General features: G+C 41.9%; 23 protein-coding genes. 18 read left to right on the top strand and 5 right to left on the bottom strand.

The annotated features are described in order from the left end of the window. Positions 1–3 precede the first annotated feature (3 nt). From ACYZ0U_RS07765 to miaA, 9 genes are all read left to right on the top strand, one after another. Positions 4–243, top strand: coding sequence for a hypothetical protein (locus tag ACYZ0U_RS07765; RefSeq protein ID WP_461451512.1), 240 nt, complete (start codon positions 4–6; stop codon positions 241–243). Further along, entirely contained in the window at positions 230–670 is a 441-nt protein-coding gene (locus tag ACYZ0U_RS07760) for an outer membrane beta-barrel protein (protein WP_461451511.1), read from the top strand. Before ACYZ0U_RS07765 ends, ACYZ0U_RS07760 begins: the two co-directional genes overlap by 14 nt. 194 nt (positions 671–864) lie before the next feature. Then, positions 865–1683: a 2,3,4,5-tetrahydropyridine-2,6-dicarboxylate N-succinyltransferase gene (locus tag ACYZ0U_RS07755; RefSeq protein ID WP_461451510.1), complete on the top strand. Its 819-nt coding sequence runs from the start codon at positions 865–867 to the stop codon at positions 1681–1683. 108 nt (positions 1684–1791) lie between these two features. Next, positions 1792–2901 carry a glycosyltransferase family 4 protein gene (locus tag ACYZ0U_RS07750; RefSeq protein ID WP_461451509.1) on the top strand — a complete coding sequence of 370 codons (1110 nt, stop codon included), beginning with the start codon at positions 1792–1794 and terminating at the stop codon, positions 2899–2901. A 2-nt stretch (positions 2902–2903) separates the two neighbouring features. After that, positions 2904–3470 (top strand): L-threonylcarbamoyladenylate synthase, encoded by a 567-nt coding sequence (locus ACYZ0U_RS07745; protein WP_461451508.1) that lies wholly within the window; start codon positions 2904–2906, stop codon positions 3468–3470. A 24-nt stretch (positions 3471–3494) separates the two neighbouring features. Then, complete coding sequence (locus ACYZ0U_RS07740; RefSeq protein ID WP_461451507.1) at positions 3495–3815, top strand: hypothetical protein; 321 nt, start codon at positions 3495–3497, stop codon at positions 3813–3815. A gap of 148 nt (positions 3816–3963) precedes the next feature. Next, positions 3964–5373, top strand: coding sequence for a CCA tRNA nucleotidyltransferase (locus ACYZ0U_RS07735; protein ID WP_461451506.1), 1410 nt, complete (start codon positions 3964–3966; stop codon positions 5371–5373). Between the two features lie 125 nt (positions 5374–5498). Continuing rightward, positions 5499–6164 carry an IS1096 element passenger TnpR family protein gene (locus ACYZ0U_RS07730; protein ID WP_461451505.1) on the top strand — a complete coding sequence of 222 codons (666 nt, stop codon included), beginning with the start codon at positions 5499–5501 and terminating at the stop codon, positions 6162–6164. 101 nt (positions 6165–6265) lie between these two features. Then, a complete protein-coding gene (gene miaA, locus ACYZ0U_RS07725) occupies positions 6266–7195 on the top strand; it encodes a tRNA (adenosine(37)-N6)-dimethylallyltransferase MiaA (RefSeq protein WP_461451504.1) in 930 nt (309 codons plus the stop codon). An 85-nt stretch (positions 7196–7280) separates the two neighbouring features. On the opposite strand, the gene ACYZ0U_RS07720 is transcribed toward miaA, so the two are convergent. Further along, positions 7281–9047: an ArnT family glycosyltransferase gene (locus ACYZ0U_RS07720; protein ID WP_461451503.1), complete on the bottom strand. Its 1767-nt coding sequence runs from the start codon at positions 9045–9047 to the stop codon at positions 7281–7283. A 123-nt stretch (positions 9048–9170) separates the two neighbouring features. Between ACYZ0U_RS07720 and ACYZ0U_RS07715 the strand changes: the two genes are divergently transcribed. From ACYZ0U_RS07715 to ACYZ0U_RS07705, 3 genes are all read left to right on the top strand, one after another. Then, positions 9171–9437 (top strand): DUF3072 domain-containing protein, encoded by a 267-nt coding sequence (locus ACYZ0U_RS07715; RefSeq protein WP_461451502.1) that lies wholly within the window; start codon positions 9171–9173, stop codon positions 9435–9437. A 142-nt stretch (positions 9438–9579) separates the two neighbouring features. Then, entirely contained in the window at positions 9580–12399 is a 2820-nt protein-coding gene (leuS, locus tag ACYZ0U_RS07710) for a leucine--tRNA ligase (RefSeq protein ID WP_461451501.1), read from the top strand. Positions 12400–12579: 180 nt separating this feature from the next. After that, the gene (locus ACYZ0U_RS07705; RefSeq protein WP_461451500.1) at positions 12580–15117 is read left to right on the top strand and encodes a TonB-dependent receptor; all 2538 of its coding nucleotides are present in this window, start codon (positions 12580–12582) and stop codon (positions 15115–15117) included. Between the two features lie 61 nt (positions 15118–15178). Here ACYZ0U_RS07705 and ACYZ0U_RS07700 read toward each other — a convergent pair whose 3' ends face one another. Beyond that, positions 15179–16987 (bottom strand): MutS-related protein, encoded by a 1809-nt coding sequence (locus tag ACYZ0U_RS07700; RefSeq protein ID WP_461451499.1) that lies wholly within the window; start codon positions 16985–16987, stop codon positions 15179–15181. Between the two features lie 66 nt (positions 16988–17053). On the opposite strand from ACYZ0U_RS07700, the gene rlmH reads away from it, so the two are divergent. The 3 genes from rlmH to ACYZ0U_RS07685 all read left to right on the top strand — a co-directional run bounded on the left by rlmH (position 17054) and on the right by ACYZ0U_RS07685 (position 19611). Beyond that, entirely contained in the window at positions 17054–17527 is a 474-nt protein-coding gene (gene rlmH / locus ACYZ0U_RS07695) for a 23S rRNA (pseudouridine(1915)-N(3))-methyltransferase RlmH (RefSeq protein WP_461451498.1), read from the top strand. A gap of 120 nt (positions 17528–17647) precedes the next feature. Continuing rightward, the gene (locus tag ACYZ0U_RS07690; protein WP_461451497.1) at positions 17648–18577 is read left to right on the top strand and encodes an aspartyl/asparaginyl beta-hydroxylase domain-containing protein; all 930 of its coding nucleotides are present in this window, start codon (positions 17648–17650) and stop codon (positions 18575–18577) included. A 35-nt stretch (positions 18578–18612) separates the two neighbouring features. Further along, entirely contained in the window at positions 18613–19611 is a 999-nt protein-coding gene (locus ACYZ0U_RS07685; RefSeq protein WP_461451496.1) for a cation diffusion facilitator family transporter, read from the top strand. Positions 19612–19688: 77 nt separating this feature from the next. Here the strand turns inward: ACYZ0U_RS07685 and hppD are convergent, their stop codons facing one another. Continuing rightward, the gene (hppD, locus tag ACYZ0U_RS07680; RefSeq protein WP_461451495.1) at positions 19689–20813 is read right to left on the bottom strand and encodes a 4-hydroxyphenylpyruvate dioxygenase; all 1125 of its coding nucleotides are present in this window, start codon (positions 20811–20813) and stop codon (positions 19689–19691) included. 113 nt (positions 20814–20926) lie between these two features. Next, positions 20927–22084: a homogentisate 1,2-dioxygenase gene (locus tag ACYZ0U_RS07675; protein WP_461451494.1), complete on the bottom strand. Its 1158-nt coding sequence runs from the start codon at positions 22082–22084 to the stop codon at positions 20927–20929. Positions 22085–22859: 775 nt separating this feature from the next. Here ACYZ0U_RS07675 and ACYZ0U_RS07670 point away from each other — a divergent pair. The 3 genes from ACYZ0U_RS07670 to ACYZ0U_RS07660 all read left to right on the top strand — a co-directional run bounded on the left by ACYZ0U_RS07670 (position 22860) and on the right by ACYZ0U_RS07660 (position 25329). Next, a complete protein-coding gene (locus ACYZ0U_RS07670; protein WP_461451493.1) occupies positions 22860–23864 on the top strand; it encodes a fumarylacetoacetate hydrolase family protein in 1005 nt (334 codons plus the stop codon). A 68-nt stretch (positions 23865–23932) separates the two neighbouring features. Beyond that, on the top strand, positions 23933–24754 hold the full coding sequence (locus ACYZ0U_RS07665) for a helix-turn-helix domain-containing protein (RefSeq protein WP_461451492.1): 822 nt from the start codon (positions 23933–23935) through the stop codon (positions 24752–24754). 59 nt (positions 24755–24813) lie between these two features. Further along, on the top strand, positions 24814–25329 hold the full coding sequence (locus ACYZ0U_RS07660) for an SgcJ/EcaC family oxidoreductase (RefSeq protein ID WP_461451491.1): 516 nt from the start codon (positions 24814–24816) through the stop codon (positions 25327–25329). Positions 25330–25672: 343 nt separating this feature from the next. On the opposite strand, the gene ACYZ0U_RS07655 is transcribed toward ACYZ0U_RS07660, so the two are convergent. Continuing rightward, positions 25673–26287, bottom strand: a complete 615-nt coding sequence (locus tag ACYZ0U_RS07655) for a hypothetical protein (RefSeq protein WP_461451490.1) — start codon at positions 26285–26287, stop codon at positions 25673–25675. Between the last annotated feature and the right edge of the window lie 110 nt (positions 26288–26397).

Genomic DNA, 26397 nt, shown 5'->3' with positions numbered 1-26397 from the left:
TCCATGAAAAAAATCGTCTTTTCTTTTTTATTAATGATGGCTGCAAATAATTTATTTGCACAAACTGTAAAATTCGGTATAACGGGCGGGTTAAACGAATCCATTTTTAGCTTGCAAAATAACACAAACAACGATAACTCTCCCCTTACAGGTTTTCATGCCGGAGTTTTTAGTGATCTTGATTTCGGGAAACTTTCAATAATGCCGAGTTTGTATTATACTGTTAAGGGTGAAAACAAATAATGTTGCGTTACTTGATCAAAACGCAGCTAATGGCGGCGAAAATTTTACAGCAAAAAGTAAACTTTCCATTGATTACCTTGAACTACCCGTTAACTTTTTATATAATATGCCGGTAAAGGGCGGCAAATTTTTTATTGGTGGCGGACCCTACCTAGCCTATGGCCTTTCAGGTAAAGGTAAAACAACGGAAATAATAACCAGTAACGGCAATACCACTACAACTTACTCGGAAACAAACTCCAATTTCGGAAGCGAGGGCTTGCGACGCTTCGACTTTGGCTTAGGTGCTTTAGGTGGTTTTGAATTAAACAACGGCATATCAATAAGCGCTGGGTTTGAACACGATTTAACAAATATTGAGCAATCCGGAACAAATAACACAAAAAATGAAGTATTTATGGCTTCGGTGGGTTATACCATCTTTTAAGGCCGGAAAGATGATAGCACATAGCAGATAAGGCATACCTTAAGTGCGATTAAAGACCTGCAAAAAATAAATGGAATTCGGAAATTCAGTTAAAATGAGTTAATGTTAATAGCAAATATTAAGTACTGCAATCGAATCAGCCATTCCCTTTTTCGCTAAAATTCTGTTAATTTGCCAAAATATTTAATTTACTGATGCAAGACTACAGAAAAATGATTGAAGAGGCCTGGGAAGACAGGAACCTTTTACAAGATAAAGATTATATTACTGCTATTGAAACCATAATTGAGCGCCTGAACAATGGCGAAATGCGCGTTGCTGAGCCAAGCATCGGTGGCCGCTGGCACGTGAATGAGTGGCTGAAGAAAGCGGTTATTCTATATTTCCCGATCAGGAATATGGAAGAAATAAAGGTTGGCCCTTTTGTTTTCCATGACAAAATGCTGTTGAAAAAAGACTATAAGGAAAAAGGCGTTCGCGTGGTTCCTCATGGTATTGCCCGTTATGGCGCATACCTGGCTAAAGGCGTTATCATGATGCCATCTTACGTAAATATTGGCGCCTATGTTGATGAAGGTACCATGGTTGATACCTGGGCAACTGTAGGCTCATGCGCGCAGATCGGTAAGAACGTTCACCTGAGCGGTGGCGTTGGTATTGGTGGTGTATTAGAGCCTGTTCAGGCGGCACCGGTTATCATTGAGGATAATTGCTTTATAGGTTCGAGGGCTATCGTAGTTGAAGGCGTACATCTAGAATCGGAAGTGGTTTTAGGTGCTAACGTGGTTTTAACCGCATCAACCAAAATTATCGATGTTACAAAAGAAACACCAATTGAATATAAAGGCATTGTGCCTGCACGTTCGGTTGTAATACCGGGTTCATACCCTAAAGAATTCCCGGGTGGTACATATCACGTACCATGTGCCCTTATCATCGGCCAGCGCAAGGAATCAACCGATAAAAAGACATCATTAAACGATGCTTTGCGGGTGAATAATGTAGCGGTATAGATTTGAGAAGTGAGATTTGAGATTTGAGACTAAAACCTTTATGAAGTACAGCGCTTCAAGTTGCAGCTAATCTCAAATTTCATAGCTCAACTCTCACATCTAAAAAATATGAAAGTAGGATATGATGCCAAGCGCTTTTTTTTAAACAACACCGGGCTGGGTAATTACAGCCGTTGGCTGGTTAGGGCGCTGGCACAGTATCATCCTGAAAACACCTATTACCTGTACAGCCCGGAGGTAAAGCCAAATCCAAGGCTTAATTTCCTGCAGCAATTCCAAAATATAAAAACGGTTATCCCCATTGGTAAGCTCGTAAAATCATGGTGGAGGAGTAAGGGTATTGTGGAAGATCTGCAACGCGACGGTATCAACATCTACCATGGCTTAAGCCACGAATTGCCCATCGGTATTGCCGAAACCGGCATAAAATCCGTTGTTACAGTACATGACCTCATATTCATGCGTTACCCGGAGCAATTTGGGAGCATTAGCCGCACTATTTACAAGTTGAAGGTTGCCAAAGCTTGCACCGTTGCGGATAAGATCATCGCGATCAGCAAGAAAACCAAAGATGACCTGGTTGAACTACTGCATGTAGACCCGGCTAAAATAAAAGTAATTTACCAGGGTTGCGATCCTATTTTCAAGGCAGAACAATCTGCGGAGCAAAAAAAGATAGTCGCCGAAAAATATAATTTACCCGTTGATTTTATTTTAAGTGTTGGCACGATTGAGGAGCGCAAAAACCTGCTATTGCTGGTTAAAGCTTTGCCTGCTGTTGACATTCCCCTGGTTGTAGTAGGCAAACCGACTAAGTATTTAAAAGCAGTTAAATCCTACCTATCTGCTAACGATCTGAATCATCGTGTCTTTTTTTTACATGATGTCGCTTTTGCCGATCTGCCCGCTATATACCAGTTAGCTAAGGTTTTTGTCTATCCATCGCGTTATGAAGGTTTCGGCATACCAGTTTTAGAGGCGATCACTTCCGGCACACCGGTTATAGCGGCAAAGGGTTCTTGTTTAGAAGAAGCAGGCGGAAGCGGCAGTATTTATGTTGAACCTGATAATCACACCGATCTGGCGGATAAATTAAACGCCGTAATAAATACCGGGCAGCTGCGTGAAAAAATGATTGCCAAAGGCAAAGAATATTCCCTTAATTTTGAAGATGCTAAGCTGGCTAACCAGCTTACGCAATTATATAATAATTTATAACCATGCTTAGAGACGAAGTTGCCAAAGCATTTAAAATAATACAAGATAGCGGGATCATCCTCTATCCTACGGATACTATCTGGGGCATAGGTTGCGATGCCACCAATACCGAGGCCGTACAAAAGATCTATCGCCTAAAACAGCGTGATGAAGCCAAAAGCATGATCATTTTGCTGGATAACGATAATAAACTGCAAAGCTACGTAAACGAAGTGCCGGATATTGCTTATGATTTGATCGAGTTTGCCGAAAATCCGTTGACTTTAGTAATGCCAGGGGCTAAGAATATATCGCCTGCTTTAATTAATAAAGATGGCAGCATTGCCATACGCGTAGTTAAAAACGATTTTTGCGAGCAGTTGATCCAGCGGATGAAAAAACCTTTGGTGTCTACCTCAGCAAATATCAGCGGTAAGCCATCACCGCAATATTTTTCACAAGTTGACCAGGAGATCATCGACGGAGTTGATTACGTGGTGGATATCGACCAGCATAGTATGGAGATCAAAAACCCATCAACTATTATGCGGTTGGAACCTGGTGGTAAGTTTGAGTTTATAAGGAGATAAACAATTTAATAGGTGATATAAATCATGAGCGGGCCAAATAAGAAACAATATGCTATGTTTATTTTATTATTTATAGCATTTGTATTATACAATTATAACAATATTGGAAATCCCAAACCTGTTTTTGGCCCCATTAATATTGTAGCGTATTGTTTATTCGGCTCTGCATTTATCATTATTTGGGGGGCTACAATGACAGTTAAATACTGCCCAAATTGTGGTGCAAGACTACCCAGGCTAAGGTTTCCAAAAAACAAAAACGAGATGCTTTATGGTTGGACTACCTGCCCTAACTGTAAAGCTGAAATAGATAATAAGGGGAAAGTTGTAAGTCGCGGACGATAATTTAAAACAGCACATTCCTTAATTATTCTTTTGATTTAAACGAGCATTTGCGCTTATCCTACTCACTCTGAAATCATTACACTTGCCCTCGCGCGGAAAGAGGGGAAACATCCGGAGCAAAAATAATTTGCTAATTTTGCCCTATTACATGAAACAACACCTCCACCACCCGGTATTCAAAATTATATCAAAAATAGCAGGCGAAAATCATTTACAGACTTATGCTATTGGCGGATTTGTACGGGATATTTTTTTGAATCGCCCATCAAAAGATATTGATATTGTGGTGATGGGTAACGGGATAGATTTTGCGGAGAAAGTTGCTAAAAAATTGAATGTAAAACTGGCCGTATTCAAAAATTTCGGTACGGCGCAGTTGAAATACCAGGATCTGGAAATTGAATTTGTTGGTGCACGCAAAGAATCATACCGTTTAGATTCACGTAAACCATTAGTTGAGAACGGCACTTTGGAGGACGATCAAAAACGCCGTGATTTTACCATTAACGCCTTAGCTATTTCGCTTCACCCGGATACTTACGGAGAATTGCTTGATCCCTTTGGCGGCATGGCCGATATGGAAAGCAAGCTGATCCGCACACCGCTAAATCCTGTGGAAACTTTTTCGGATGATCCTTTGCGGATGATGCGTGCTATCCGCTTCGCATCGCAATTGAATTTCAGGATCGATGAGATCGCAATAGAAGCGATAAAAGCCAATACTAACAGGATCAGCATTGTATCACAGGAACGGATCACGGACGAATTGAATAAGATCATTTTATCGCCTAAGCCATCTATCGGTTTTAATTATTTGTTTGATACAGGGTTGCTGCGCAAGGTCTTCCCGCAGATGGTAGATCTTTATGGTGTTGATTATATTGACGGAAAAGGCCATAAGGACAATTTTTATCATACCTTGCAGGTGTTGGATAACATTTGCGAAACAACCGGTGATATTTGGTTGCGTTGGGCGGCTATATTGCATGATATTGCCAAACCAGCCACCAAACGTTTTGAGGCAGGCCACGGGTGGACCTTTCACGGGCATGAAGACAAAGGCGCACGCATGGTACCCAAGATATTTGCGCAGTTGAAGTTGCCTTTGAATGAAAAAATGAAGCAGGTACAAAAACTGGTTCAGCTGCATTTAAGGCCAATTGTTTTATCGCAGACTATCGTGACGGATTCGGCGGTGCGACGTTTACTTTTTGAGGCGGGTGACGACATTGAAGGACTAATGCTGTTGTGTAAAGCAGACGTTACTACAAAAAATGAATATAAGGTAAAAAAATACCGCCAGAATTTCGACCTCGTTCAACAAAAATTAAAAGATGTTGAGGAACGCGATAATATGCGAAACTGGCAACCACCGGTTACCGGGCTGGATATTATGCAGTTATTTGGTATAAAAGAAGGCCGTGAGGTGGGAATTATTAAAAATCAGATACGCGAAGCCATCCTCGAAGGCGAAATACCAAACTCGCGCGAGGAGGCAATTGAATATACAATAGCAAAAGGCCGGGAAATTGGCTTAAAAGTTGTGGCAAGGGTTTAATGAATTTTTGAAACGATATTTTTACAGGCACTATTCAAAATGCTGTACATATCAACTAAAACTTCTGGAATCAGAATAAAATTAAAATATTATTTTTGTTAGCTTAAAATCTACTACATAAAAAAATGGCACTATACAGGTTCAGGGTTACTTTTGAAGACTACGATGATGTGATAAGAGAGATCGATGTAAAATCGAATCAATCTTTCGAAGATCTTCATCGCGCTATTCACCAGTCAACAGGCTACAATCCCGAATATCCTTCGTCTTTCTACATCAGCAATGATCAGTGGACCAAAGGCGAAGAGATCACCTATTTACCAAACCAACGCAGGATAGACCGCGGGGTATCGTTGATGGACAAAGTAAAACTGAGCAGCTTTATTGATGATCCGCACCAAAAATTTTACTACACTTTTAACTTCGACCGCCCATTTGATTTTCATGTGGAGCTAATGAAGATCATATTAGATGAAGCTAAAGGCGTAACCTATCCCGCTGTAATTAAATCGGTTGGCGAAGCGCCTAAACAATTTGGTAACGTGGTTAATATAGCATCGTTACCGGCAACCGAAGAAGAAGGCGACTTTGACTTTTTACAGGAAGAACTTGGTTTTAACCCTGAAGACGCGGATGAGTTAACCGGCGTATTGGATACCGAAGAAGAAGAAACCGAGATACCGGGAGTACACGGCGGAGGCCATGACGACGAAGAAGAAGAGGATGAATTTGGCAGCGAGTTTTCTGACAACGAAGGTTTCGATGACGAAAAATCACATGATGACTATTAAGTGGTCGATGGACCATAGTTATGGATCATAGCAAAAAGTTGCCGGTAAATTAAGGTATTAATTTTGCTATGGTCTATTGACCATCACCTATGGACCATAATATGAATTACAACACCAACAAAACCCTCATTGTATTAGCCGGTCCTACTGCTGTTGGTAAAACAGCAATAGCCATTAAAATTGCGCAGCACTATAATACGGTTGTAATATCTGCCGATTCGCGCCAGTTTTTTCGCGAAATGAGTATTGGTACCGCCAAGCCAGATGCACAGGAATTGGCTACCGTAAAACATTACTTTATTAATTCGCACTCTATTCACGAAAGCTTTAGTGTTGGCGATTACGAAAAGCAGGCTTTGGCTTTGCTTGATGAGCTGTTTAAGGAACACGATGTTGTGGTGATGGCAGGCGGATCTGGCTTGTACATTAAAGGCGTTTGCGAGGGTTTTGATGAGCTACCTGTCGCCGAACCGGGCATACGACACAGGTTAAACCAGGATTTTACCGAGCAAGGTATTATGCATTTGCAGGAACGTGTTAAAGAGATCGACCCGGAGTACTATGAACAGGTTGATATCCATAATCCGCAACGTTTAATACGCGCCCTCGAAGTTTTTGAAGCTACCGGCAAGCCCATATCTTACTACCGAAAAGCCACAGTTAACAAACGTGCTTTTAACATTGTAAAGATCGGGCTGAGTTTACCGCGGGATATTTTGTACCGGCAGATAAACTATCGTGTTGATAAAATGGTGGAGGCCGGCTTATTGGATGAAGTAAGGTCGCTTATTCCCTACCGTAATTTAAACGCGCTGAATACTGTTGGCTATAGCGAGCTATTTGATCATTTCGATGGAAATACAGATTTGGAAACAGCCCTCGATCTCATCAAACAAAACACCCGTCATTTTGCCAAGCGCCAGTTAACCTGGTTCCGCAAGGATAAAGACTTTCACTGGTTTGAGGCCGATGGCGAGGATGTAGTGCCTAATATCGTTAAACAGGTTCAAGAAAATCCGGATAAGCTGTAATCTCAAAGCTTCATTTATCTCAATTTATAATGGATAATTACTTTTATCCCTGTTATCGGCTTCGTTCCCCGAATAATATTGCTTATTACAATGGCCTGTGAATAGACTTAGGATCAATACTTAACTTATTCAGTACCGGTATGCCCGGCGCATTCACCAGCACAATCTCCATTACTGTTAATTGCTTTTGACGGGTGTTTTTGTTGATGAAACTGCCCTTTAAACGGGTTATGGTATACTTCTGCAAGGTATCTACAATTAAAAGTGGCCAACCCTTTGCTTTAATCCTTTTTATCACATCCGCGTTAGCGTATAAATAAAAAGTGCCTTTGGGTGTTGATTTTACAGTATCGGGATCGATCATCTGCAATGGACGATTCAAATAAAATTCCATTGGCCAGGCATCATTATCGCATTGATAAACGGGATACTTTTTAGTATCACGCTGATCGATCCACCTCGCTGCCTCGCTACCGCCCTGGTATTTAACAAGCGTTGGGTAAAAGGCCATGTTCAGGTACACATTCACAATAAATGCGACGAGTATTGTACTAATGATAATGCGCTGAATGCCGTTATTACTTACTATTTTAGGAACCATAACCATGGCTACATACAGCAAAAATAGTATAACTAAAACCGGGGTTGTCAGTTCCGAATAAAAGAAATATTCGAGAATGCAGATGATTGTGATCATAACAGAGATCACAACTATCTGGGTAATGCGGATAGCCTTAATGCTTTTAGACAATTGAACGTTATACAGATACTGCGCCGTGATAATGGCGAAAAATGGGAACACTATATTCATGTAATGCGGCAGCTGGAATTTTGATGCCGAGAATAACAAAAAAGTAAGCAGCCCGGCGCTGATGCAATACCACTCCTGCCCTCTTACGTTTTTGATGCCGGTTTTTATAAAGCGGTACACTGATACAAAAAATAACAGCGACCATGGCAAAAATGCCCAAAGCGTAGTATGTAGAAAAAAGAACGGATCCCCGCCGCCTTTGATTGGCCCGGTATTAAAGAATCGCCCGAATTGACTATCCCAGAAAAAGAACCAGATACCCGAAACGCCGATATGGCTGAATACTACCTTTTCCGGGTGAACATCAAACTGGTAATACAGGCAATACAGTTCAGGAATGATGAATGCTAGGGTAAGGATGATCGCCACTAACCATTTCCAGTTAAAAAGCTTTTTCCATTCCCGTGTGATGACTAATTGACCAACAATCGCCCCGCCGATAGGAATAATAGCGAACATTCCCTTAGTCATGATGGCACAGGCGGTAAAAATACAGCCGGCTAACAAATGCCAGTAATTATTACGAATATTCGCTCTGTAAAAATGATACACCGCTGCAATAATGAGCCCGGTTAAATAAGGCTCGGCGCGGACATCGTTATTAGATAGCAGGATATGCTGGGCAGTCAGCAATATCAAAACCGACCATAACGCAATCCTCTCGTTATACAAGTTTTTAGCGAAGTAATAGGTATACAAAGCGCCCATCAGCAGAAACAAAATTCCCGGCAATTTATAGGCCCAGGTAGTAAACCCAAACAGGTTGAATGATAAGGCAGCTATCCAGAAGGGAAAATGAGGTTTATCGAGCCAGTCGTGACCGTTTACCACCAAATTTACGTAGTCATGGTGCAGTACCATGGTTTTGGCAATGGTAGCGTATAGAGCTGCATCCGGGCCCATTATGGTAACAAACAATCCGCTAAAATTAACCGCAATAGCCAGTGCAATAAAAATATAAAGCCAGTTTAGTTGCTTAGCGGGGATAATATGCTCCATTGGGCAAATATAAATAGATTTTTGAGAGATGGCATGAGCCATCGCTCTTGTGTAATTGAGCGGATCAGGTGTTATCTTAAAATATTAACAATTAAATTTAGCTAAAATAATTAGCATTTCCAAAACTTTCTAAAAAAAACAACGTTAATAATAAAAAGAAATATTATGAAAACTGAAGAAAATAAATCAGGAAATCGCAACGCAGGTGAAGAAACAACCGGCTTAAACGGAGAAATAAAAGGATCGAACACGATCAAAGACCCGGATGAGTGGACCACAGGCGATGAGCCGATGACCGGGGCGCAACATTCTTATCTAACTACATTATCTGCCGAAGCAGGTGAAGATTTTGATGAAACTTTGAGCAAGGCAGATGCATCAAAACGCATTGAGGAACTCCAACATAAAACAGGCAGGGGCTTAGATAACTAAACCCTGCTGTTTTATTAAACACATTGCAACTAGTAAACGGTTTTTGGGCAGGTAGTTTACCTTTTAAGTTTTTCCCTTTTAATTAACTATCAAACTCATAGGGATTTTGTTAATTTCGCTGCCACATACGCGTAATAACAAAATGGACTATCAATTTAAAGATATAGAGCAAAAGTGGCAACAGTTTTGGGCCGATCACCAAACTTTTAAAGCCGAGGATAACAGCACAAAACCTAAATACTATGTGCTGGATATGTTTCCTTATCCATCAGGGGCAGGCTTGCATGTTGGTCACCCGCTGGGCTATATCGCTTCTGATATTTTTGCACGTTACAAACGCTTAAAGGGCTTTAACGTATTGCACCCAATGGGTTACGATTCATTTGGCTTACCTGCTGAGCAGTACGCCATACAAACCGGGCAGCACCCTGCTATTACTACCGAAACTAACATCGCTACCTACCGCAGGCAGCTGGACCAGATCGGGTTTTCGTTTGACTGGAGTCGTGAGGTGCGCACCAGTTCGCCGGATTATTATAAGTGGACGCAGTGGATCTTTATGCAGCTGTTCAACTCCTGGTATAATAAAACCGCTGAAAAAGCCGAACCTATAAGCAGGTTGGTTCACCACTTTGAAAAATTGGGTTCAAGTGGTATAAATGCCGTATGTGACGAAGAAGCATTAAACTTTACTGCCGCCGACTGGAAAGCCATGAGCCACGACGAACAGCAGGCAGAGTTATTAAAATATCGGTTGACGTACCTGCGTGAAAGCACTGTAAACTGGTGCCCGGCTTTGGGTACCGTACTGGCAAACGATGAGGTTAAGGACGGCTTTAGCGAGCGCGGCGGTTACCCTGTTGAACAAAAGAAAATGATGCAGTGGAGCATGCGCATTACCGCCTATGCCGAACGCCTCTTACAAGGCCTGGATACCATTGACTGGCCGGAGCCTTTAAAAGAAATGCAAAGAAACTGGATTGGGAAGAGTACCGGGGCGTCGGTTAAATTTCCGATTTTGGGACCGGGTGGAGGGAGCGAAGAGCGCTCTGAGTCACTGGCATCCGGCAATTTTATTGAAGTTTTTACCACCCGCGTAGATACCATATTCGGTGTGACCTTTGTTGTATTGGCTCCTGAACATGAATTGGTGAAGGAATTGACTACGCCTGGACAAAAAGATGCCGTTGAGGCTTACATAGCCCAAACTAAAAAGAAGTCGGAACTTGACCGTATGGCGGATACCAAAACGGTATCGGGCGCATTTACCGGCAGCTATGTACTTAACCCGCTTAATGGCGAAAAGGTACAGATCTGGATAGCCGATTATGTATTAGCCGGTTACGGAACGGGCGCAGTAATGGCGGTACCAAGTGGAGACCAGCGTGATTATTTATTCGCCAGGCATTTTGATCTGCCGATAGTGCCAATCATGGATATCCAGAAGATTGAGATTGAGGCCGACCCGACGAAAGAGGGCCGTTATATCAACTCGGATTTTATAAACGGTTTGTTTTACAACGAGGCTGTAAAAGCTGTAGTAGCTAAACTGGAAGAAATATGTGCAGGTAAAGCAAAAGTAAACTTCAGGATGCGCGATGCCATTTTCGGCAGGCAGCGTTATTGGGGCGAGCCGGTACCGGTATTTTTTAAAGATGGCCTGCCTTATTTAATTGAAGAAAGTGAATTGCCCCTGGTATTACCTGAAGTTGATAAATACCTGCCAACTGAAAGCGGCGAGCCGCCTTTGGGCCGTGCTACCGGCTGGAAACACCCTTTGGGAGAATATGAACTTTCGACCATGCCGGGCTGGGCAGGCAGCAGCTGGTACTGGTACCGTTATATGGATGCGCATAATGATAATGAATTCGCATCTAAAAAAGCGGTGGAATACTGGAAGGACGTCGACTTGTATATCGGCGGCAGCGAACACGCAACCGGGCATTTGCTATACAGCCGTTTCTGGAACAAGTTTATGAAGGATCTGAATTTGGTTGTTGAGGAAGAACCTTTCAAAAAGCTGATCAACCAGGGGATGATACAGGGCAGAAGTAATTTTGTATACCGTTTGGTTGATGAAGAAGGGAGAGGGACCAACACTTTTATATCTTATAGATTGATCAAAGAATATAAAACATCGCCGCTTCATGTTGATGTAAATATTGTTGAGAACGATGTGCTCAACAGAGAAAAATTCAAAAAATGGCGCGAAGAGTATGCCGACGCTGATTTTATTTTAGAAGGAGGCAAATACATCTGTGGCGTTGAGGTCGAAAAAATGTCCAAATCCAAATTCAACGTGGTTAACCCGGATGACCTGATCGCCCGTTATGGTGCCGATACTTTGCGTATGTACGAGATGTTCCTCGGCCCGCTGGAGCAAAGCAAACCCTGGAATACCAATGGTATTGAGGGTGTATTCAAATTCCTGCGTAAATTCTGGCGGTTGTTCCATAACGAGCAATGGCAATTTACTGTTTCCGATGCTGAGCCATCAAAGGCAGAGTTAAAATCGCTGCATAAGATCATCCGTAAGGTTGAGGAAGATATCGAACGCTTCTCCTTCAATACCTCGGTTTCCAGCTTTATGATCGCGGTTAATGAATTGACCGATCTGAAGTGCAATAACAAGGCTGTTTTGCAGGATATGGTGATCCTGCTTTCTTCATATGCGCCGCACATGTGCGAGGAATTGTGGACCTTATTAGGTAACGAGGCAGGTACGTTAAGCTACGCCTCATACCCTAAGTTCAACGGCACTTATTTGGTTGAGGACGATTTTGCATACCCGATATCCATCAACGGCAAAACAAAAATGAACTTGAGTATCCCGTTAAGTCTTGATGCCGCCGATACCGAGGCTTTTGTACTGGCAAATGCCGATGTACAAAAGTACCTGGATGGTAAATCACCTAAAAAGGTGATCGTTGTAAAAGGCAGGATTGTGAATATGGTGGTGTGATTTAGACTTTAGAAAACGGAAGTTAGAGATTAGATAATTATCAACCTGTAATCTCTATTTAATTAATCATTAATCAATAGTGTAACATTTACAATATGTTGCAGCAGATATTTATAAAAATGACATTTTGTTTGTAACATTTCGGGTATTTTCGCCTCCAAATTGAAAATCACCCATCAAATGAAGCGTTTTTACATATTTCTTTTATTGTTAAGCTCTGTACTTACTGCAAAGGCGCAGTTTGGCGGCCCAAGCATAACCGGTAAAATTGCCGGAACCGTAATTGATTCTGTCACCAAAAAACCGGTTGCCTACGCCAGTGTTGCTATCTACCTGAGCAACGGCAAAGCACCTATAAATGGTATGCTTACCGACGAATCAGGCGGTTTTAAAATATATAATATTAAACCCGGTAGCTACAAACTAACCATCACCTTTGTTGGCGGCTATAAAACTAAAACGGTAAACCCTATCGTTACCACGGCATCAAAACCCGATGCAAGTTTAGGCAATATCAAGATAAGGCCGGATAACGGCGACCTTGGAGAAGTTACCATTACCGCAAAGGCACCGCTTATTGAAAACCATATTGATAAAATTGTTTACAACGCCGAAAAGGATATTACCAACGTAGGCGGCAACGCGAGCGACGTGCTACAAAAAGTGCCGTTGGTAGCTGTTGATATCAACGGTAATGTTTCCTTACGTGGCGATGCAAACGTTAAGGTGTTGATCAACGGTAAACCATCGGGTGCTATGTCGGCAAGTCTATCTGACGTATTAAAAACCATCCCTGCCGATCAGATCAAAAGCATTGAGGTGATCACTTCGCCATCCGCAAAATATGATGCGGAAGGTTCGGCAGGTATTATTAATATCATCACCAAACAAAAAAATGCTTCAGGTTTAAGCGGTTCGGTTAGCGGTGGTATCGGCACACGCCAAAACAACGGTAACTTCAACTTAAATTATAACAAAAACAGGTTTAGCCTGTCGGCAAATATTGGTGGTAACTTAACCTGGCCTCAAACATCTCTGACTAACTTTAACCAAACCATTACTGACCCTACTACCGGCGAAGTAACTAATAACAGTGCCACCAGGAGCAGCGATATTAAAAGGTATGGTACTATCAGTTCTATTACTGCAGGTTACGAGGTTAATGCTTACAATAGCCTGACTTCTACATTCAGATATAACAGAGGCGGGTTTAATCAAACCGGTCCGTCAACAAACGGTTCACATACCACCGGGCCTGATACTACCTACGGTTATCAATATACTAATAATACAGTACAGCATAATCTTTTTGATGGTTTTGACTGGAGTGTTGATTATACCCACAAATTTCACAAAGATGGTGAGGAGTTGGACTTATCAGCCCAATGGAGCCACAGTATTGTTAATACTAACTATACTAATACATACACCGGCGAATCTCCTTATGATCCGCAAAGAGGTATAAATGACGGTACAAACAATGAATACACTTTCCAGGCAGATTATACGCTGCCAATAAACAAGCTGTTAAAACTGGAAGCTGGCGGTAAAACTACCATCAGGAGGTTAAACAGTGATTTTGACATTTTTGGTACTGATTTAAACGGAGATGGAGATTTGGATAATCTTTTACCTGACCTGAGCAATATATATGATTATAATCAAAATGTGTATGCCGGTTATACTGTATTAACCTTCACCTTACCAAAAAATTACACCATATTGGCAGGTGGCAGGTTTGAAAACACTACTATTAATGGCCAAGCCACAACCACCGACCAGGAGCTTCCGCCGGTAACACAAAATTATAACGTGTTTATACCCAGCTTCACTATTCAAAAGCAGGTAGGTACGTCAAACACATTTAAATTGAGTTACAGCAAACGTATCACACGCCCAAGTTTAACTTTTTTAAATCCGTTTATAAACATGAGCAATCCGCAAAGCGAATCGGAAGGTAACCCTGATCTTCGCCCGGAGATATCACAAACTATTGAGTTAAATTATAACACGTTTATTAAAACATCAGTTATCAATTTCTCTATCTACTATAAGCATATCAACGGTCTAATTGAAAGTATATTAGCTCCGGATGTTTCTGCTGCTGCAGCAACGCAAACTGGTGTGGGTACATTAAGTACTTACCAAAATATTGGTAGCAATAATTCATGGGGATCAAGCTTTTTCGGATCGATAAATCCGATCAAAATCCTAACCATAAGGGGAAGCATTAATGCATATACTTATAGTCCTGATCCAACAGGTTTTTTTGCAGCCGACCACAGCTCACAAGGCACCTATGTACAGTACAACGCTTTTGGAATGGCTGAAGTTGACCTGAAAAGCATAGTGGGCCAGGTTTTCGCTATTGAGAATTCACCACGCCGCACTATACAGGGTACTAATCCATCATTCAGCTTATTAGGCTTTGGTGTAAGGAAGCAATTTGACAATAAAAAAGCTTCAATTGGTATTAATGTTTTGCAACCGTTTAATAAATATAAATATTTTAACCAAAATATAACCAGTGCCGACCTGGTTCAAACCAGCAGTACCGCGTTCCCATTCCGTTCGGTTGGTTTAACGTTTAGCTACAGCTTTGGTAAAATCACCTTCAGCAACCCTAAACCAAAGAATGGTAACAATCCTGACGAAGAAAAACAGGACGACCAGGGCGGCCCGGGCGGCGCACCTGCAGCAGGCGGAAGCACAAGATAATAAAACCACAATTGTAATATTTAAAGGGCCCTTGTTTTACAAGGGCCTTTTTTGTGGTTAACTATATGGCGTTAACATCAATCCCGATCTGCTTCAATAATAACGAAGCATTAAAGGTTTTGCATTCGCCATCTTTTATCTTGTAATCGAACAGCATTTTGCCATCAACTACCTGTATATCGAAGTAGAAATTGCGGATATAATCCGGGTATTTCTTTTCTAACTCGGCAATCTGTAGGTCGTGCGTAGCCACCATCCCCACCCCTTTTTTGCTGATGAGTTGCTCAATAACCGCTTTTGAGCCTAAATATTTGTCAACTGAATTTGTACCGCGCAACATTTCATCTATTAAAAAGAAAACCTTAGGTTCGTTTTCCACAGCGGCAAGGAGCATTTGCAGCCGGTCGAGCTCGGCTTTAAAGGTTGAGGTGCTTTCATTAAGCGAATCCTTAATTCGCATGTAACTAACAATTGTAATAACCGATACTGTCATTTCATCAGCACAAACAGGTGCACCTGCTAAAGCCAATACGGTATTGATGCCGATAGTGCGCAAGAAGGTACTTTTACCTGCCATGTTGGAGCCGGTGATGATATCTACCTTAAAAGTATCATTCAACTCATAATTATTAGTTACACTGAATTTATTGCTAATAAGCGGGTGAGCGATGTTTTTCGCAGTGATGGTGTAGGCGTCGCCATAGGCTATTTGCGGGAAACACCATTTAGGATAATTAATAGCCAAGGACGAAAGACTGATCAGCGCCTCAAACTCGGCGATCACATCGAAGGCGGTTTCAATTTCCTGTTTGTTAGTGCGTTTCCAGTTTTCAATAGCGATAACCTGCTTAAGCGACCATAGAAAGAAAATGTTTAGAATGAAATTCACGATCATAATAAGGTTATAGCCAAGCTTATTGATCAGCTTGGCCAATTCCTCAATACTTTTATTGATTTGCCCGTTATTAAGTTTGCTGTTTAATTCGATGCATTTTTCTGAGTGCCATTTTTCGGTTTCGATCACCTTTAAAACAACCGCATAATTGGCCAAAACCTTACCTATTTTATCAGCTATGGATGCCGATTTTACGATTACGTCAGCTTTGGAATTTAATATTAAAAAATTAAAAAGTACCAAAACTATTGCGATAAATGTTACCGGCGAAAAATAAATACTGGCTATAATAGCGGCAGTCAATAACCATGGAGCGAGTTTTATATAGGTATTCAACCATTTTTCGCCGGGAATAGCAAGTGGTAAGCGCAAGTAGGCAAACAAACTATTTAATTGGATGGCATCTTTACTGTTCGCAAATAAAAGACGGGCTTGGATATCTACCTTCCAATTGGGTTTTGAGGTTATTTCTTTAATAGCATTTTGGCGAAATAAAACGGTCTCTTTTTCTGATGGCGCATTTAGCCATTCACCAAGCTTCACATTCCCTGCTGCTGTAGCAGATCGATTAATCAATTGATGCAGCGACAAGCTACCATAAATATCAAGGTCGGCGCTGTAAAAGTGCTTTTCATTGCTAAAAATTGCACCATTGTCGTACATATTGATGTGGTGCAGTATGCTATTGATCTCGTTTTCGTTAACCTTTACCAGGTTTTCAAAATACTTTTTTTCATCCTCAAAGGCACTTTGTTTAGAAACAAGCCAGGCGAAAACAAATAGCACGATAACTACGGTAGTGGCAATAATGGTAAAGTTATTTTGCGAGTTAGCTATGTAAATAGATAGTACTAACAGTGCGATCAACCCTAATCGTAAAAAGGAATAGGTATTGATCAGTTTTTTATATTTGTCAACCTCAGCTTTGGCAGTGGTTATGCGTTGTGTATAATCGTTTAGGATATCCTGTTCCATCGTATTTAAAAATTCAGGCTAAATAAGCACTTATATTTTAAATAAACGTTTATTTTGTTGGTTGATATGAAGATCACTTTTTTAACAGTTGGCAAAACTGAAGACGCTTACTTAAAAGATGGGATTGAAAAGTATGTTAAACGCCTGAAGTACTACACGAAATTAGAGCTGATCGACCTTCCTGAACTTAAAAATACCAAAGCCCTTAAACCTGACCAGCAAAAAAGCAAAGAGGCGGACATGATCCTGAAAAAGATCGTCCCAACTGATCATGTGATCCTGCTGGATGAAAACGGGATGGAGTTTACCTCGAAAAAATTCGCTACTTATTTAGAGAAGAAAAATATAAGCGCGACTGCCAGTTTAATCTTTATAGTTGGCGGGCCTTACGGCTTTGATGAAACTGTTTACCAACGCGCGAATGATAAAATATCGCTCTCAAAAATGACCTTCTCGCACCAAATGGTGCGCCTGTTTTTTGTAGAACAACTTTACCGCGCTTTCACGATAATTAAAGGCGAGCCTTACCATCATGAGTAAACCTGGCTCCTATTATTACAATTTTGCTACAGTCACATTTTTGTAAAAACCCTTTTACGTTCTTTTAATTAGTTGATTTAGCACCGATATTTATCTTTTCGGTTAATTAAATCTCCCACAATGCACCAGATTGCCACTGAACTCGTATCAGGAAAGTTTATTTTCTTTTACGTATTGATAATTTCAACCATCATCATTCACTACCGTGGCAAGGTGAGGTATAAATTTTTCAGGCAGTTAACCGATCACTCTACCTTTATGGCGCCCATTAATGTACCCATGTATGCGCTGTCAGGAGTAGAAAATCAACCTTATATCAAAACTGAATCATTTCCGCAACTGGGCCTGCTAAAAAGTAAGTGGGAAACTATCCGCGATGAAGCTTTATTGTTGGAACAGGAGGAGTTGATCAAAGGATCAGATAAATTGAACGATGTTGGCTTCAATTCCTTTTTCCGCCGTGGGTGGAAGCGCTTTTATTTAAAATGGTATGATGATTTTCATCCGTCAGCTACCAAATATTGCCCGCAAACAGTTGAGTTATTAAAACAGATCCCATCTGTGAAAGCGGCGATGTTCGCGGTATTGCCTGCAGGCAGCGAGTTATTGATGCACCGTGACCCTTACGCGGGTTCACTGCGCTATCATCTGGGTTTGATAACCCCAAATTCCGATGCTTGCAATATTGTGGTTGATGGGCAGCCTTATGCCTGGAGAGACGGCGAAGATGTGTTATTTGATGAAACCTACATTCATTACGCGCAAAATAAAACGGATATAGACCGCATCATTCTGTTTTGTGATGTAGAACGCCCGGTAAAAACCATGTTTGGCCGGGGCTGGAATAAATTTTTCGGTTGGTTTATTATGGCGGCTGCGGCTTCGCCTAATATGGGCGAAGATAAAACCGGCAATATCAATAAAGTCTTCCGTTATATTTACTCAATACGCACAGTAGGTAAAAAGCTAAAGGCTTATAATTACAATTTGTATTACGCTGTTAAATACGCGCTGTTGCTGTTGATATTGTGGCTGATATTCATCCATTAAATTGATTGTGCGCATAATTTACCTACCTTTGCGCTATGGCAGATCATTCAAATTCGCACGATCACAATCACTCTCATGATCATTCACACTCGCATGACCATAGTCATTCACATGATCACGATCATTCGCATGGATTATTTGGTCACCATCATCACGACGCTCCAAAAATCGAGAATTTAAATGCCGCATTTGTTATCGGCATTATTTTAAACTCGGCTTTTGTTATCATTGAGGTTATTGCCGGTTTATATATCCACTCATTATCCCTATTGACTGATGCGGGCCATAACCTGAGCGATGTTGCGGCCTTGGCCTTAGCATTGTTAGCCTTTAAATTAACTAAAGTAAGCGCTAATAGTAAGTATACCTATGGCTACAAACGCTCTACCATTATCGTATCTTTTTTTAACGCGGTTATCCTGTTTGCTTCAGTGGGCGTAATTGTTTACGAGGCGATTATCCGGTTTATTCATCCCGCAACAATTGAAGGCGGAACGATGGCCTGGGTTGCTTTGATCGGTATTGGTGTAAACGCTTTCACTGCTTATCTTTTTGTGAAAGGCAAGGACGGTGACTTAAACATAAAAAGCACCTACATGCACATGGCTATGGATGCTGTTGTTTCATTAGGTGTAGTAATTTCGGGTGTTATTATCTATTTTACGCATTGGTACATTATTGACAGCATTGTAAGTATCCTGATTGCGATAACCATCCTTCGTGGTACATGGAGTTTATTAAACGACAGCTTGAGACTGGAAATGGACGGCGTACCAAAGGAAATGAACCTTGCCAAAATCAAAGCTGAATTATTAAAGGGCAAAGGTGTTATTGATGTGCACCACATGCACGTTTGGGCTCTAAGTACTACCGAAAATGCGTTAACCGCTCACCTGGTAGTAGATCCCACCTATATGAACTCGTTCGATAATATTAAACACGACCTGCGCCACCGGATGGAACATTTAGATATCAGCCACAGCACATTCGAGCCGGAGTTTTCTACCGAAGATTGTAAGCATGTAGATTGCTAAGCTACTCTAAACTATAAAACAACAAAGCCTCCGAAATTCGGGGGCTTTGTTGTTTTAGGAAATTGTGAACTATTAAATTACAAATTACCCCTCAAATCCTGCTCGCGTTCAATAGCCTCGAATAAAGCCTTAAAATTACCTGCGCCAAATGACTTGGCACCTTTGCGTTGAATGATCTCGAAGAAAACCGTCGGCCTATCCTCAACAGGTTTGGTAAAGATCTGTAACAAATAACCTTCGTCATCGCGGTCAACTAAAATGCCGAGTTTCTTCAGTGGGTCTAAGTCCTCGTCAATATGCCCTACACGATCAGTTAATTCATCATAATATGAAGTCGGTACGGTTAAAAACTCAACTCCACGGCTTTGCAGATCGGTTACTGTTTTAACTATATCGCTGGTAGCTAAAGCCATATGCTGTACACCTTCGCCTTCGTAAAACTCCAAATATTCTTCGATTTGCGACTTCTTTTTGCCTTCAGCCGGTTCATTTATCGGGAATTTAACATAACCGTTTCCATTACTCATCACCTTGCTCATCAGCGCCGAATATTCGGTTGAGATCATCTTATCATCAAAGGTCAGAATGTTCCTGAATCCCATCACATCAGCATAAAAATCAACCCATTGGTTCATTTTATGCCAGCCCACATTACCTACACAATGGTCGACATATAACAAACCTGTTTCGGTTGGATGATAAGCAGTGTCCATTTTTTTGTATCCCGGCAGGAACAAACCATTGTAGTTTTTACGTTCGATGAACAGGTGTACGGTATCGCCATAAAGCATAATGCCGCTGCTGCGAACTTCGCCGTTTTCATCACTCATAGTTTGCGGTTTTTGGTAAGGCTTAGCCCCGCGGCTTGTGGTTTGCTGATAAGCGTCATAAGCGTCATCAACCCATAAAGCCAGCACCTTTACTCCATCGCCATGTTTTTTAATATGCTCCGCGATAGGATGGTCGGAATGCAAAGGCGTAGTCAGCACCAGGCGAATTTTACCTTGCTGTAATACGTATGATGCCCTATCACGCACACCCGTCTCCGGCCCTGAATAGGCCAGGTCCTGGAAACCGAAAGCGGTTTTGTAATAATGAGCTGCCTGCTTGGCATTGCCTACATAAAATTCTACGTAGTCGGTACCATTCAGTGGTAAAAAGTCTTTTGTTTGGATCGGTTTATCTAATGTTTGTGTTTCCATGATTGTGTTTTCTTTAATGTTTTTTGTTTTGTCATTGCGAGGAACGAAGCAATCTCGTCGCGTTCTTTGCAAGCGACGAGATTGCCGCGCTACGCTCGCAATGACAATATGTTTTATTCAGCCCAGCCTTTATAATAATTCGGATCTTCTATTTTAATGGCTTCTTCGGTGATCATTAGCGGGCGAAACGGGTCAATCATTACTGCCAATTCTTCAGTTGATTCTTTGCCGATGGATTTCTCTACCGAACCCGGCGATGGCCCGTGCGGGATGCCTCCGGGATGCAGGGTGATCTGTCCCTTAACCACATGCTTGCGGCTCATAAAATCGCCGTCAACGTAGTATAATACCTCGTCGCTATCCACATTGCTGTGATTGTATGGTGCGGGGATGGATAATGGATGATAATCAAACTTCCTCGGCACAAATGAGCAGATCACAAAGTTATTACCCTCAAATGTTTGGTGCACCGGTGGCGGTTGGTGCAACCTGCCGGTTATTGGTTCAAAATCATGGATAGAAAGCGCCCACGGGTAATGGAAACCATCCCAGCCAATAAAATCAAACGGATGTGTGCCGTAGGTGTATGGATAGATCAATCCTTGCTTTTTGATGAGCACTTTAAAGTCACCTTTTTCGTCATGCGTTTCCAGGTCGGTCGGTCGTTTGATATCCCTTTCGCAGTAGGGCGAATGCTCCATCAGCTGACCGTAAGCATTGCGGTAACGCTTCGGCGGGCGGATAGGGCTAAAGCTCTCCACAATAAACAGCCTGTTATCCGGTGTATCAAATTCCATCTGGTAAATCGTACCGCGCGGGATGATCACATAATCGCCGTATTGAAACTTGATCTTACCAAAACCGGTCTTCAATGTTCCTGATCCCTGGTGGATAAACACCACCTCGTCGGCCTGGCTGTTTTTGTAAAAATAGTCGGTCATAGATTTGCGTGGGGCTGCCAGCGAGATATGTAAGTCGCTGTTTACCAGTACCGGTTTACGGCTTTGCAGATAGTCATCTTCGGGTTGCACGTTGAAGCCAATAAGGCTGGTATGCTTCAGATGTTTCTCGCGGGCGATCTTGGGTTCAACGGAATACGGCTCGCCCAGCTCCTTAACAATGGTTGGCGGGTAAGCATGGTAAACCAGTGAGTAAAGGCTGGAGAACCCTTCGGTTGATACCAGTTCTTCGGCGTATAAAGTTCCATCGGGCTTACGAAATTGCGTATGCCGCTTTGGCGGAATTTTTCCTAACGTGTGGTAAATAGGCATAACAAATAATTGGTTTATTATTAGCGGTTTACGAAATGAAAATCTAAAAAAAATGGGAAATAGCAGGAATGAACCGAAATTATCGGCAACGAAAATCTATCCTGGAAAAGAGGTAATTAGTACTGAGCCAGTACGATAGAACTGAGCATAGCATCCCTGAACGAAGAGGCATCACTCATAGAAGTAAGGCCAAGGGAAAAATAAAAATGCTTTTGAATGCTCATAATGATTTAACCAAAATTAGGCTTTAAATGTTTACCATGCAAGTCTTTTTTATGAGTGTTTAATTGGGTTTAATGGTTAATTGAGTTCTATCATAACAATTGAAACAAGTGGTTCATTTAGTGCAGTTTTAACCCCAAAAACGGCTTAAAACAGGTCGAAAATGGTGTTTTTAAAGGCATTTGAAGGCTAATAAGCCGTCATTTTGCCTGAAACTGGCCTGATTTGACCTGAAAAATGCGTTAAACCGACTAAAAAAGTGGTGAAAATAACCCGTTTTTACCCACATTGGAACGTTTGTGAAACAGTTGATGAGTAACTCACCCGGTTTATCATCGCTTATCAACCTCTTTTCTACAAAGAGGAAACAGGGGGAAAATTAGGTTGTTTTACCCTCTTTCCGCCGCAGGCGAAGAGAGGGTCGACGAGCGTAGCAAAGTCGGGGTGAGGCGATATGCGTGAGACGAAGAGATCAACAATTCACCCACTCAAAAATGACCCACTCAACAATTCAATCAAATTACTTAGCTTTGAATTAACAACCACTATAAACATGAAATTAGTATCCTACAAAACCGAAGACCGGGAGCACCTGGGTATTTACATCAATGGGCATATCTTTAACCTGCATTCATGCGATAAGCTGATACCCAATAACATGAACGATTTTTTGTGGGGTGGTGATGAGCTGATGGAGCGCGCGCAAAAGATAAACGCCACCATCAGCAGCGGCAAACTCGAAGCCCGCGAAGAACTATTTTTTGAACTGATAGCCCCCGTACCGCACCCCACATCCTGCCGTGATGCTTACGCCTTCCGCCAGCATGTGGAAACGTCACGCCGCAACAGGGGAGCAGCCATGATTGCCGAATTTGACCAATACCCGGTATTCTATTTTACCAACCACAACGCCATCCAAGGCCCCGGCGAAGTGGAGTGTATGACCGACCATTTTCAGCAACTCGATTTCGAACTGGAAGTAGCCGTCGTCCTCAACAAAAAAGGTAAAAATATCCGCGCCGCCGAGGCCGACAGCTTCATCGCCGGCTACATGATCATGAATGATATGAGCGCCCGAACCCTGCAAATGGAGGAAATGCTCCTAAACCTTGGTCCGGCAAAAGGCAAGGATTTTTCTACAGTGATTGGCCCCTGGCTGGTAACGCCAGATGAACTTGAACAATACAAAGTAGCAACCAAACCCGGTCACACCGGTAACAGTTACGACCTGAAAATGATTTGCCACATAAACGGCCAACAAGTATCCGCAGGCACGCTGGCCGATATGGACTGGACATTCGCCGAGATCATTGAACGCTGCGCTTATGGCTGCGACGTTTTCCCGGGCGATGTCATCGGCTCCGGCACGGTAGGCACCGGCTGCTTCCTGGAGCTGAACGGCACCGGCAAATTGAACGATCCTAACTACCGGCCCCGATGGCTGCAACCTAATGATTTGGTTGAAATGGAAGTAACGGGTTTAGGCATGCTCGGCAACATCATCAAACAATCGGATAGTGACTTTTCGATATTGGGATTGAAAAAAGTAACCATATAGTTATAATATAATAATTTCTGTATCTAACTGCCAATTAGTATATTTAACTCAATAAATCAACGCTTATTTTGCAGGCACAATTCTTTAAACCACATCCGTCTTTACAACACCTGGTGCATAACATCATGGTGTCGGGTAATAAGGTGCCTATGTCGCAGGAGTCGCTGGTTACGCCTTTTCCGCCATTGCCGCAGCATGCGTTGTACTTTTATATTCATGACCCGGTTGATACGCAGTTTTTCGGCGAAACACAATTTCGCCCGAGCCCAAAATGTATGATCATCGGTCCGCAATTAATGCGGGTGAATATCAAAATGGGGCACAATAATTTAGTGGCGAGGGTGGGTTTTCAGCCCGGGGCATTGCACCGGCTGGTTAAATTCCCTATGCATGATATCCTGGATTACGTATGCGATGGTGAAGATGTGTTTGGCAACGTGGTTAACGAGGTGCACGAAAAATTAAACGAAGCTAAAGATGCTATTGCGATCAAAAACGAGATCGAGAAATTCCTGATGCAGCAACAAGCCCATGCAGAATCACCCTTTACCTCGGCTATTACACAACTCGTCAATTTTAACGGAAACGTGTCCATTGCATATCTTGCTTCGCAGGCGGGCCTGAGTACACGGCAGTTCGAGCGCCGCTGTAATAAATACATTGGTTTGCCGCCTAAGCTTTTTGCTCGTATTACCCGGTTTTCCAAAGCATACCGTATGCACCAAAAGTTCCCGCAACTTACCTGGACGGCCATTGCCTACCAATGCGGCTATTTCGACCAGATGCACTTTATTCGTGATTTTAAAGAATTTGCCGGTGTTACACCAGGCTTTATGGAGCACGAGCTTTCGTTGACACCTTTCAGGTTGCAGTCCAATATTTTTTCTTAGGTGTCGCGTTTGTACTATTTAGGGATAGGGCATAGGCCTACTTTTGATAGAAAAAACAAATGAAAACATTAATCCTATCAATTATGCTGGCAGCAGGTTCAACCTTAGGCATGGCGCAGCAGCACGCTGCCGACATTAAAAGTATCAACAAAACTTTAGGTGCATTCGGCACAAGCTGGAACAACCACAACTTTAACGATATTGCTACTTACACTACCGAAGATTGCGACTGGGTAAACGTAGTGGGTATGTGGTGGCAGGGCCGCGATCAGGTGAAATATGCTCATCAAACCTTTCACAATGGAATGTTTAAAAACACACCGCTAACCACACTTAAAACCGACGTCAGATTTATTACGCCCGATGTTGCCGTAGTCCATATCCTAAACCACGTAGGCGCCTATTATCCGCCCGACGGTATAGACCACGGCGGTAATAAAGCCGGCGATGAGGATAATATAAGCTTACTGGTTTTGGTAAAAAAGCATGGCAACTGGCTGATAACATCTGCAGAAAACGTGCCTGTTAATTCCCACGCCGCTCATAGCAACCCAGTGTTGAATATGAATAAATAATTAATTCAAGTCCTGTCCAGTCACCGCAGGGTCTTCCAGTCTCCGCAGGGTCTCTCGCAGAGGACCCTGCGGTTTACAGAACTCACCAACTCTAACTACCGGCCCCAATGGCTGCAACCTAATGATTTGGTGGAAATGGAGATAACCGGCTTAGGTATGCTGGGTAATATCATTAAACAAGCGGATAGTGATTTTTCGATATTGGGGTTGAAGAAAATTGGCGAACTAAGTATTTAAAAACCTTTTGCTCCCGCAAGCGTCCCGCTTGTGGTTGGTGCTATTGTTTTTGCATTTGTATTGCTTTGCATGTTTGCCACAAGCGGGACGATTGCGGGAACAGGGGTTATTTTCGAAACAAATGTTGCATTAATTTATAACCAGGGTTGGCATCTTCAGCAGCTTTAATAACATACTTAAAGATTGATTCTTCAAAAATCTTTAAAGATTTTTCTTCTTCACTCATAAAGTTGTATTTGACAAATTGAATGCGGCTATTAAACAATTCTTTATATTCAGCGCTAAGTTGCAATCGAACCGTTTTATAGTCTTTTGCCTTAAATTCAATCAGCTTACTTTGTCGCTCGCTTAACTTTATAAATTCCTTTTTCCAATCAGACGCGGTTTTTTCTACGGTCTTTTGTTCTATTGAAATATAATCTATCGTAAATGTTATTTCACTTTCTGATTCAAACATTCCTTCAAAAATGCTCAACGTACCTTTTAGAGCTTCTTCTTCACAAATAAAAATTGGTACATCGTCTTTAATGTATCTATCAAATCCGTAATCACCAAATAATGAAGATTCTGAAATATCTTGTTTTGTCCGAATATGTATTTGGTGGATTAAGTCGTCGAATGGAATGCCATAGTGTATCGGCAAAACATTCAGGATCAGGTATCTTTCATCAACTTTATGATAACTGTCTAAGTAGTATGGATTATAATCAACGTTAATCATGAGTTATTTTTACCAAATATATTAATAACTATAATCGATAAGATGAATATCTTATAGTCTCCGCAGGGTCCTCTACGAGAGACCCTGCGGTTTACAGTATTTTAGCTGTG

This window comes from Mucilaginibacter sp., assembly GCF_965225845.1.
In the GTDB taxonomy this organism is placed as follows: Bacteria; Bacteroidota; Bacteroidia; order Sphingobacteriales; family Sphingobacteriaceae; genus Mucilaginibacter.
Note: the sequence above shows the minus strand (reverse complement) of the source record. Positions and strands in the feature narration are given on the sequence as shown.

Bases quoted from the DNA above. Each gene is read 5' to 3' on its own strand.
- ACYZ0U_RS07765 (WP_461451512.1), top strand. From the start codon at position 4: ATGAAAAAAATCGTCTTTTCTTTTTTATTAATGATGGCTGCAAATAAT.
- ACYZ0U_RS07755 (WP_461451510.1), top strand. From the start codon at position 865: ATGCAAGACTACAGAAAAATGATTGAAGAGGCCTGGGAAGACAGGAAC.
- ACYZ0U_RS07750 (WP_461451509.1), top strand. From the start codon at position 1,792: ATGAAAGTAGGATATGATGCCAAGCGCTTTTTTTTAAACAACACCGGG.
- ACYZ0U_RS07745 (WP_461451508.1), top strand. From the start codon at position 2,904: ATGCTTAGAGACGAAGTTGCCAAAGCATTTAAAATAATACAAGATAGC.
- ACYZ0U_RS07740 (WP_461451507.1), top strand. From the start codon at position 3,495: ATGAGCGGGCCAAATAAGAAACAATATGCTATGTTTATTTTATTATTT.
- ACYZ0U_RS07735 (WP_461451506.1), top strand. From the start codon at position 3,964: ATGAAACAACACCTCCACCACCCGGTATTCAAAATTATATCAAAAATA.
- ACYZ0U_RS07730 (WP_461451505.1), top strand. From the start codon at position 5,499: ATGGCACTATACAGGTTCAGGGTTACTTTTGAAGACTACGATGATGTG.
- miaA (WP_461451504.1), top strand. From the start codon at position 6,266: ATGAATTACAACACCAACAAAACCCTCATTGTATTAGCCGGTCCTACT.
- ACYZ0U_RS07720 (WP_461451503.1), bottom strand. From the start codon at position 9,047: ATGGCTCATGCCATCTCTCAAAAATCTATTTATATTTGCCCAATGGAG.
- ACYZ0U_RS07715 (WP_461451502.1), top strand. From the start codon at position 9,171: ATGAAAACTGAAGAAAATAAATCAGGAAATCGCAACGCAGGTGAAGAA.
- leuS (WP_461451501.1), top strand. From the start codon at position 9,580: ATGGACTATCAATTTAAAGATATAGAGCAAAAGTGGCAACAGTTTTGG.
- ACYZ0U_RS07705 (WP_461451500.1), top strand. From the start codon at position 12,580: ATGAAGCGTTTTTACATATTTCTTTTATTGTTAAGCTCTGTACTTACT.
- ACYZ0U_RS07700 (WP_461451499.1), bottom strand. From the start codon at position 16,987: ATGGAACAGGATATCCTAAACGATTATACACAACGCATAACCACTGCC.
- rlmH (WP_461451498.1), top strand. From the start codon at position 17,054: ATGAAGATCACTTTTTTAACAGTTGGCAAAACTGAAGACGCTTACTTA.
- ACYZ0U_RS07690 (WP_461451497.1), top strand. From the start codon at position 17,648: ATGCACCAGATTGCCACTGAACTCGTATCAGGAAAGTTTATTTTCTTT.
- ACYZ0U_RS07685 (WP_461451496.1), top strand. From the start codon at position 18,613: ATGGCAGATCATTCAAATTCGCACGATCACAATCACTCTCATGATCAT.
- hppD (WP_461451495.1), bottom strand. From the start codon at position 20,813: ATGGAAACACAAACATTAGATAAACCGATCCAAACAAAAGACTTTTTA.
- ACYZ0U_RS07675 (WP_461451494.1), bottom strand. From the start codon at position 22,084: ATGCCTATTTACCACACGTTAGGAAAAATTCCGCCAAAGCGGCATACG.
- ACYZ0U_RS07670 (WP_461451493.1), top strand. From the start codon at position 22,860: ATGAAATTAGTATCCTACAAAACCGAAGACCGGGAGCACCTGGGTATT.
- ACYZ0U_RS07660 (WP_461451491.1), top strand. From the start codon at position 24,814: ATGAAAACATTAATCCTATCAATTATGCTGGCAGCAGGTTCAACCTTA.
- ACYZ0U_RS07655 (WP_461451490.1), bottom strand. From the start codon at position 26,287: ATGATTAACGTTGATTATAATCCATACTACTTAGACAGTTATCATAAA.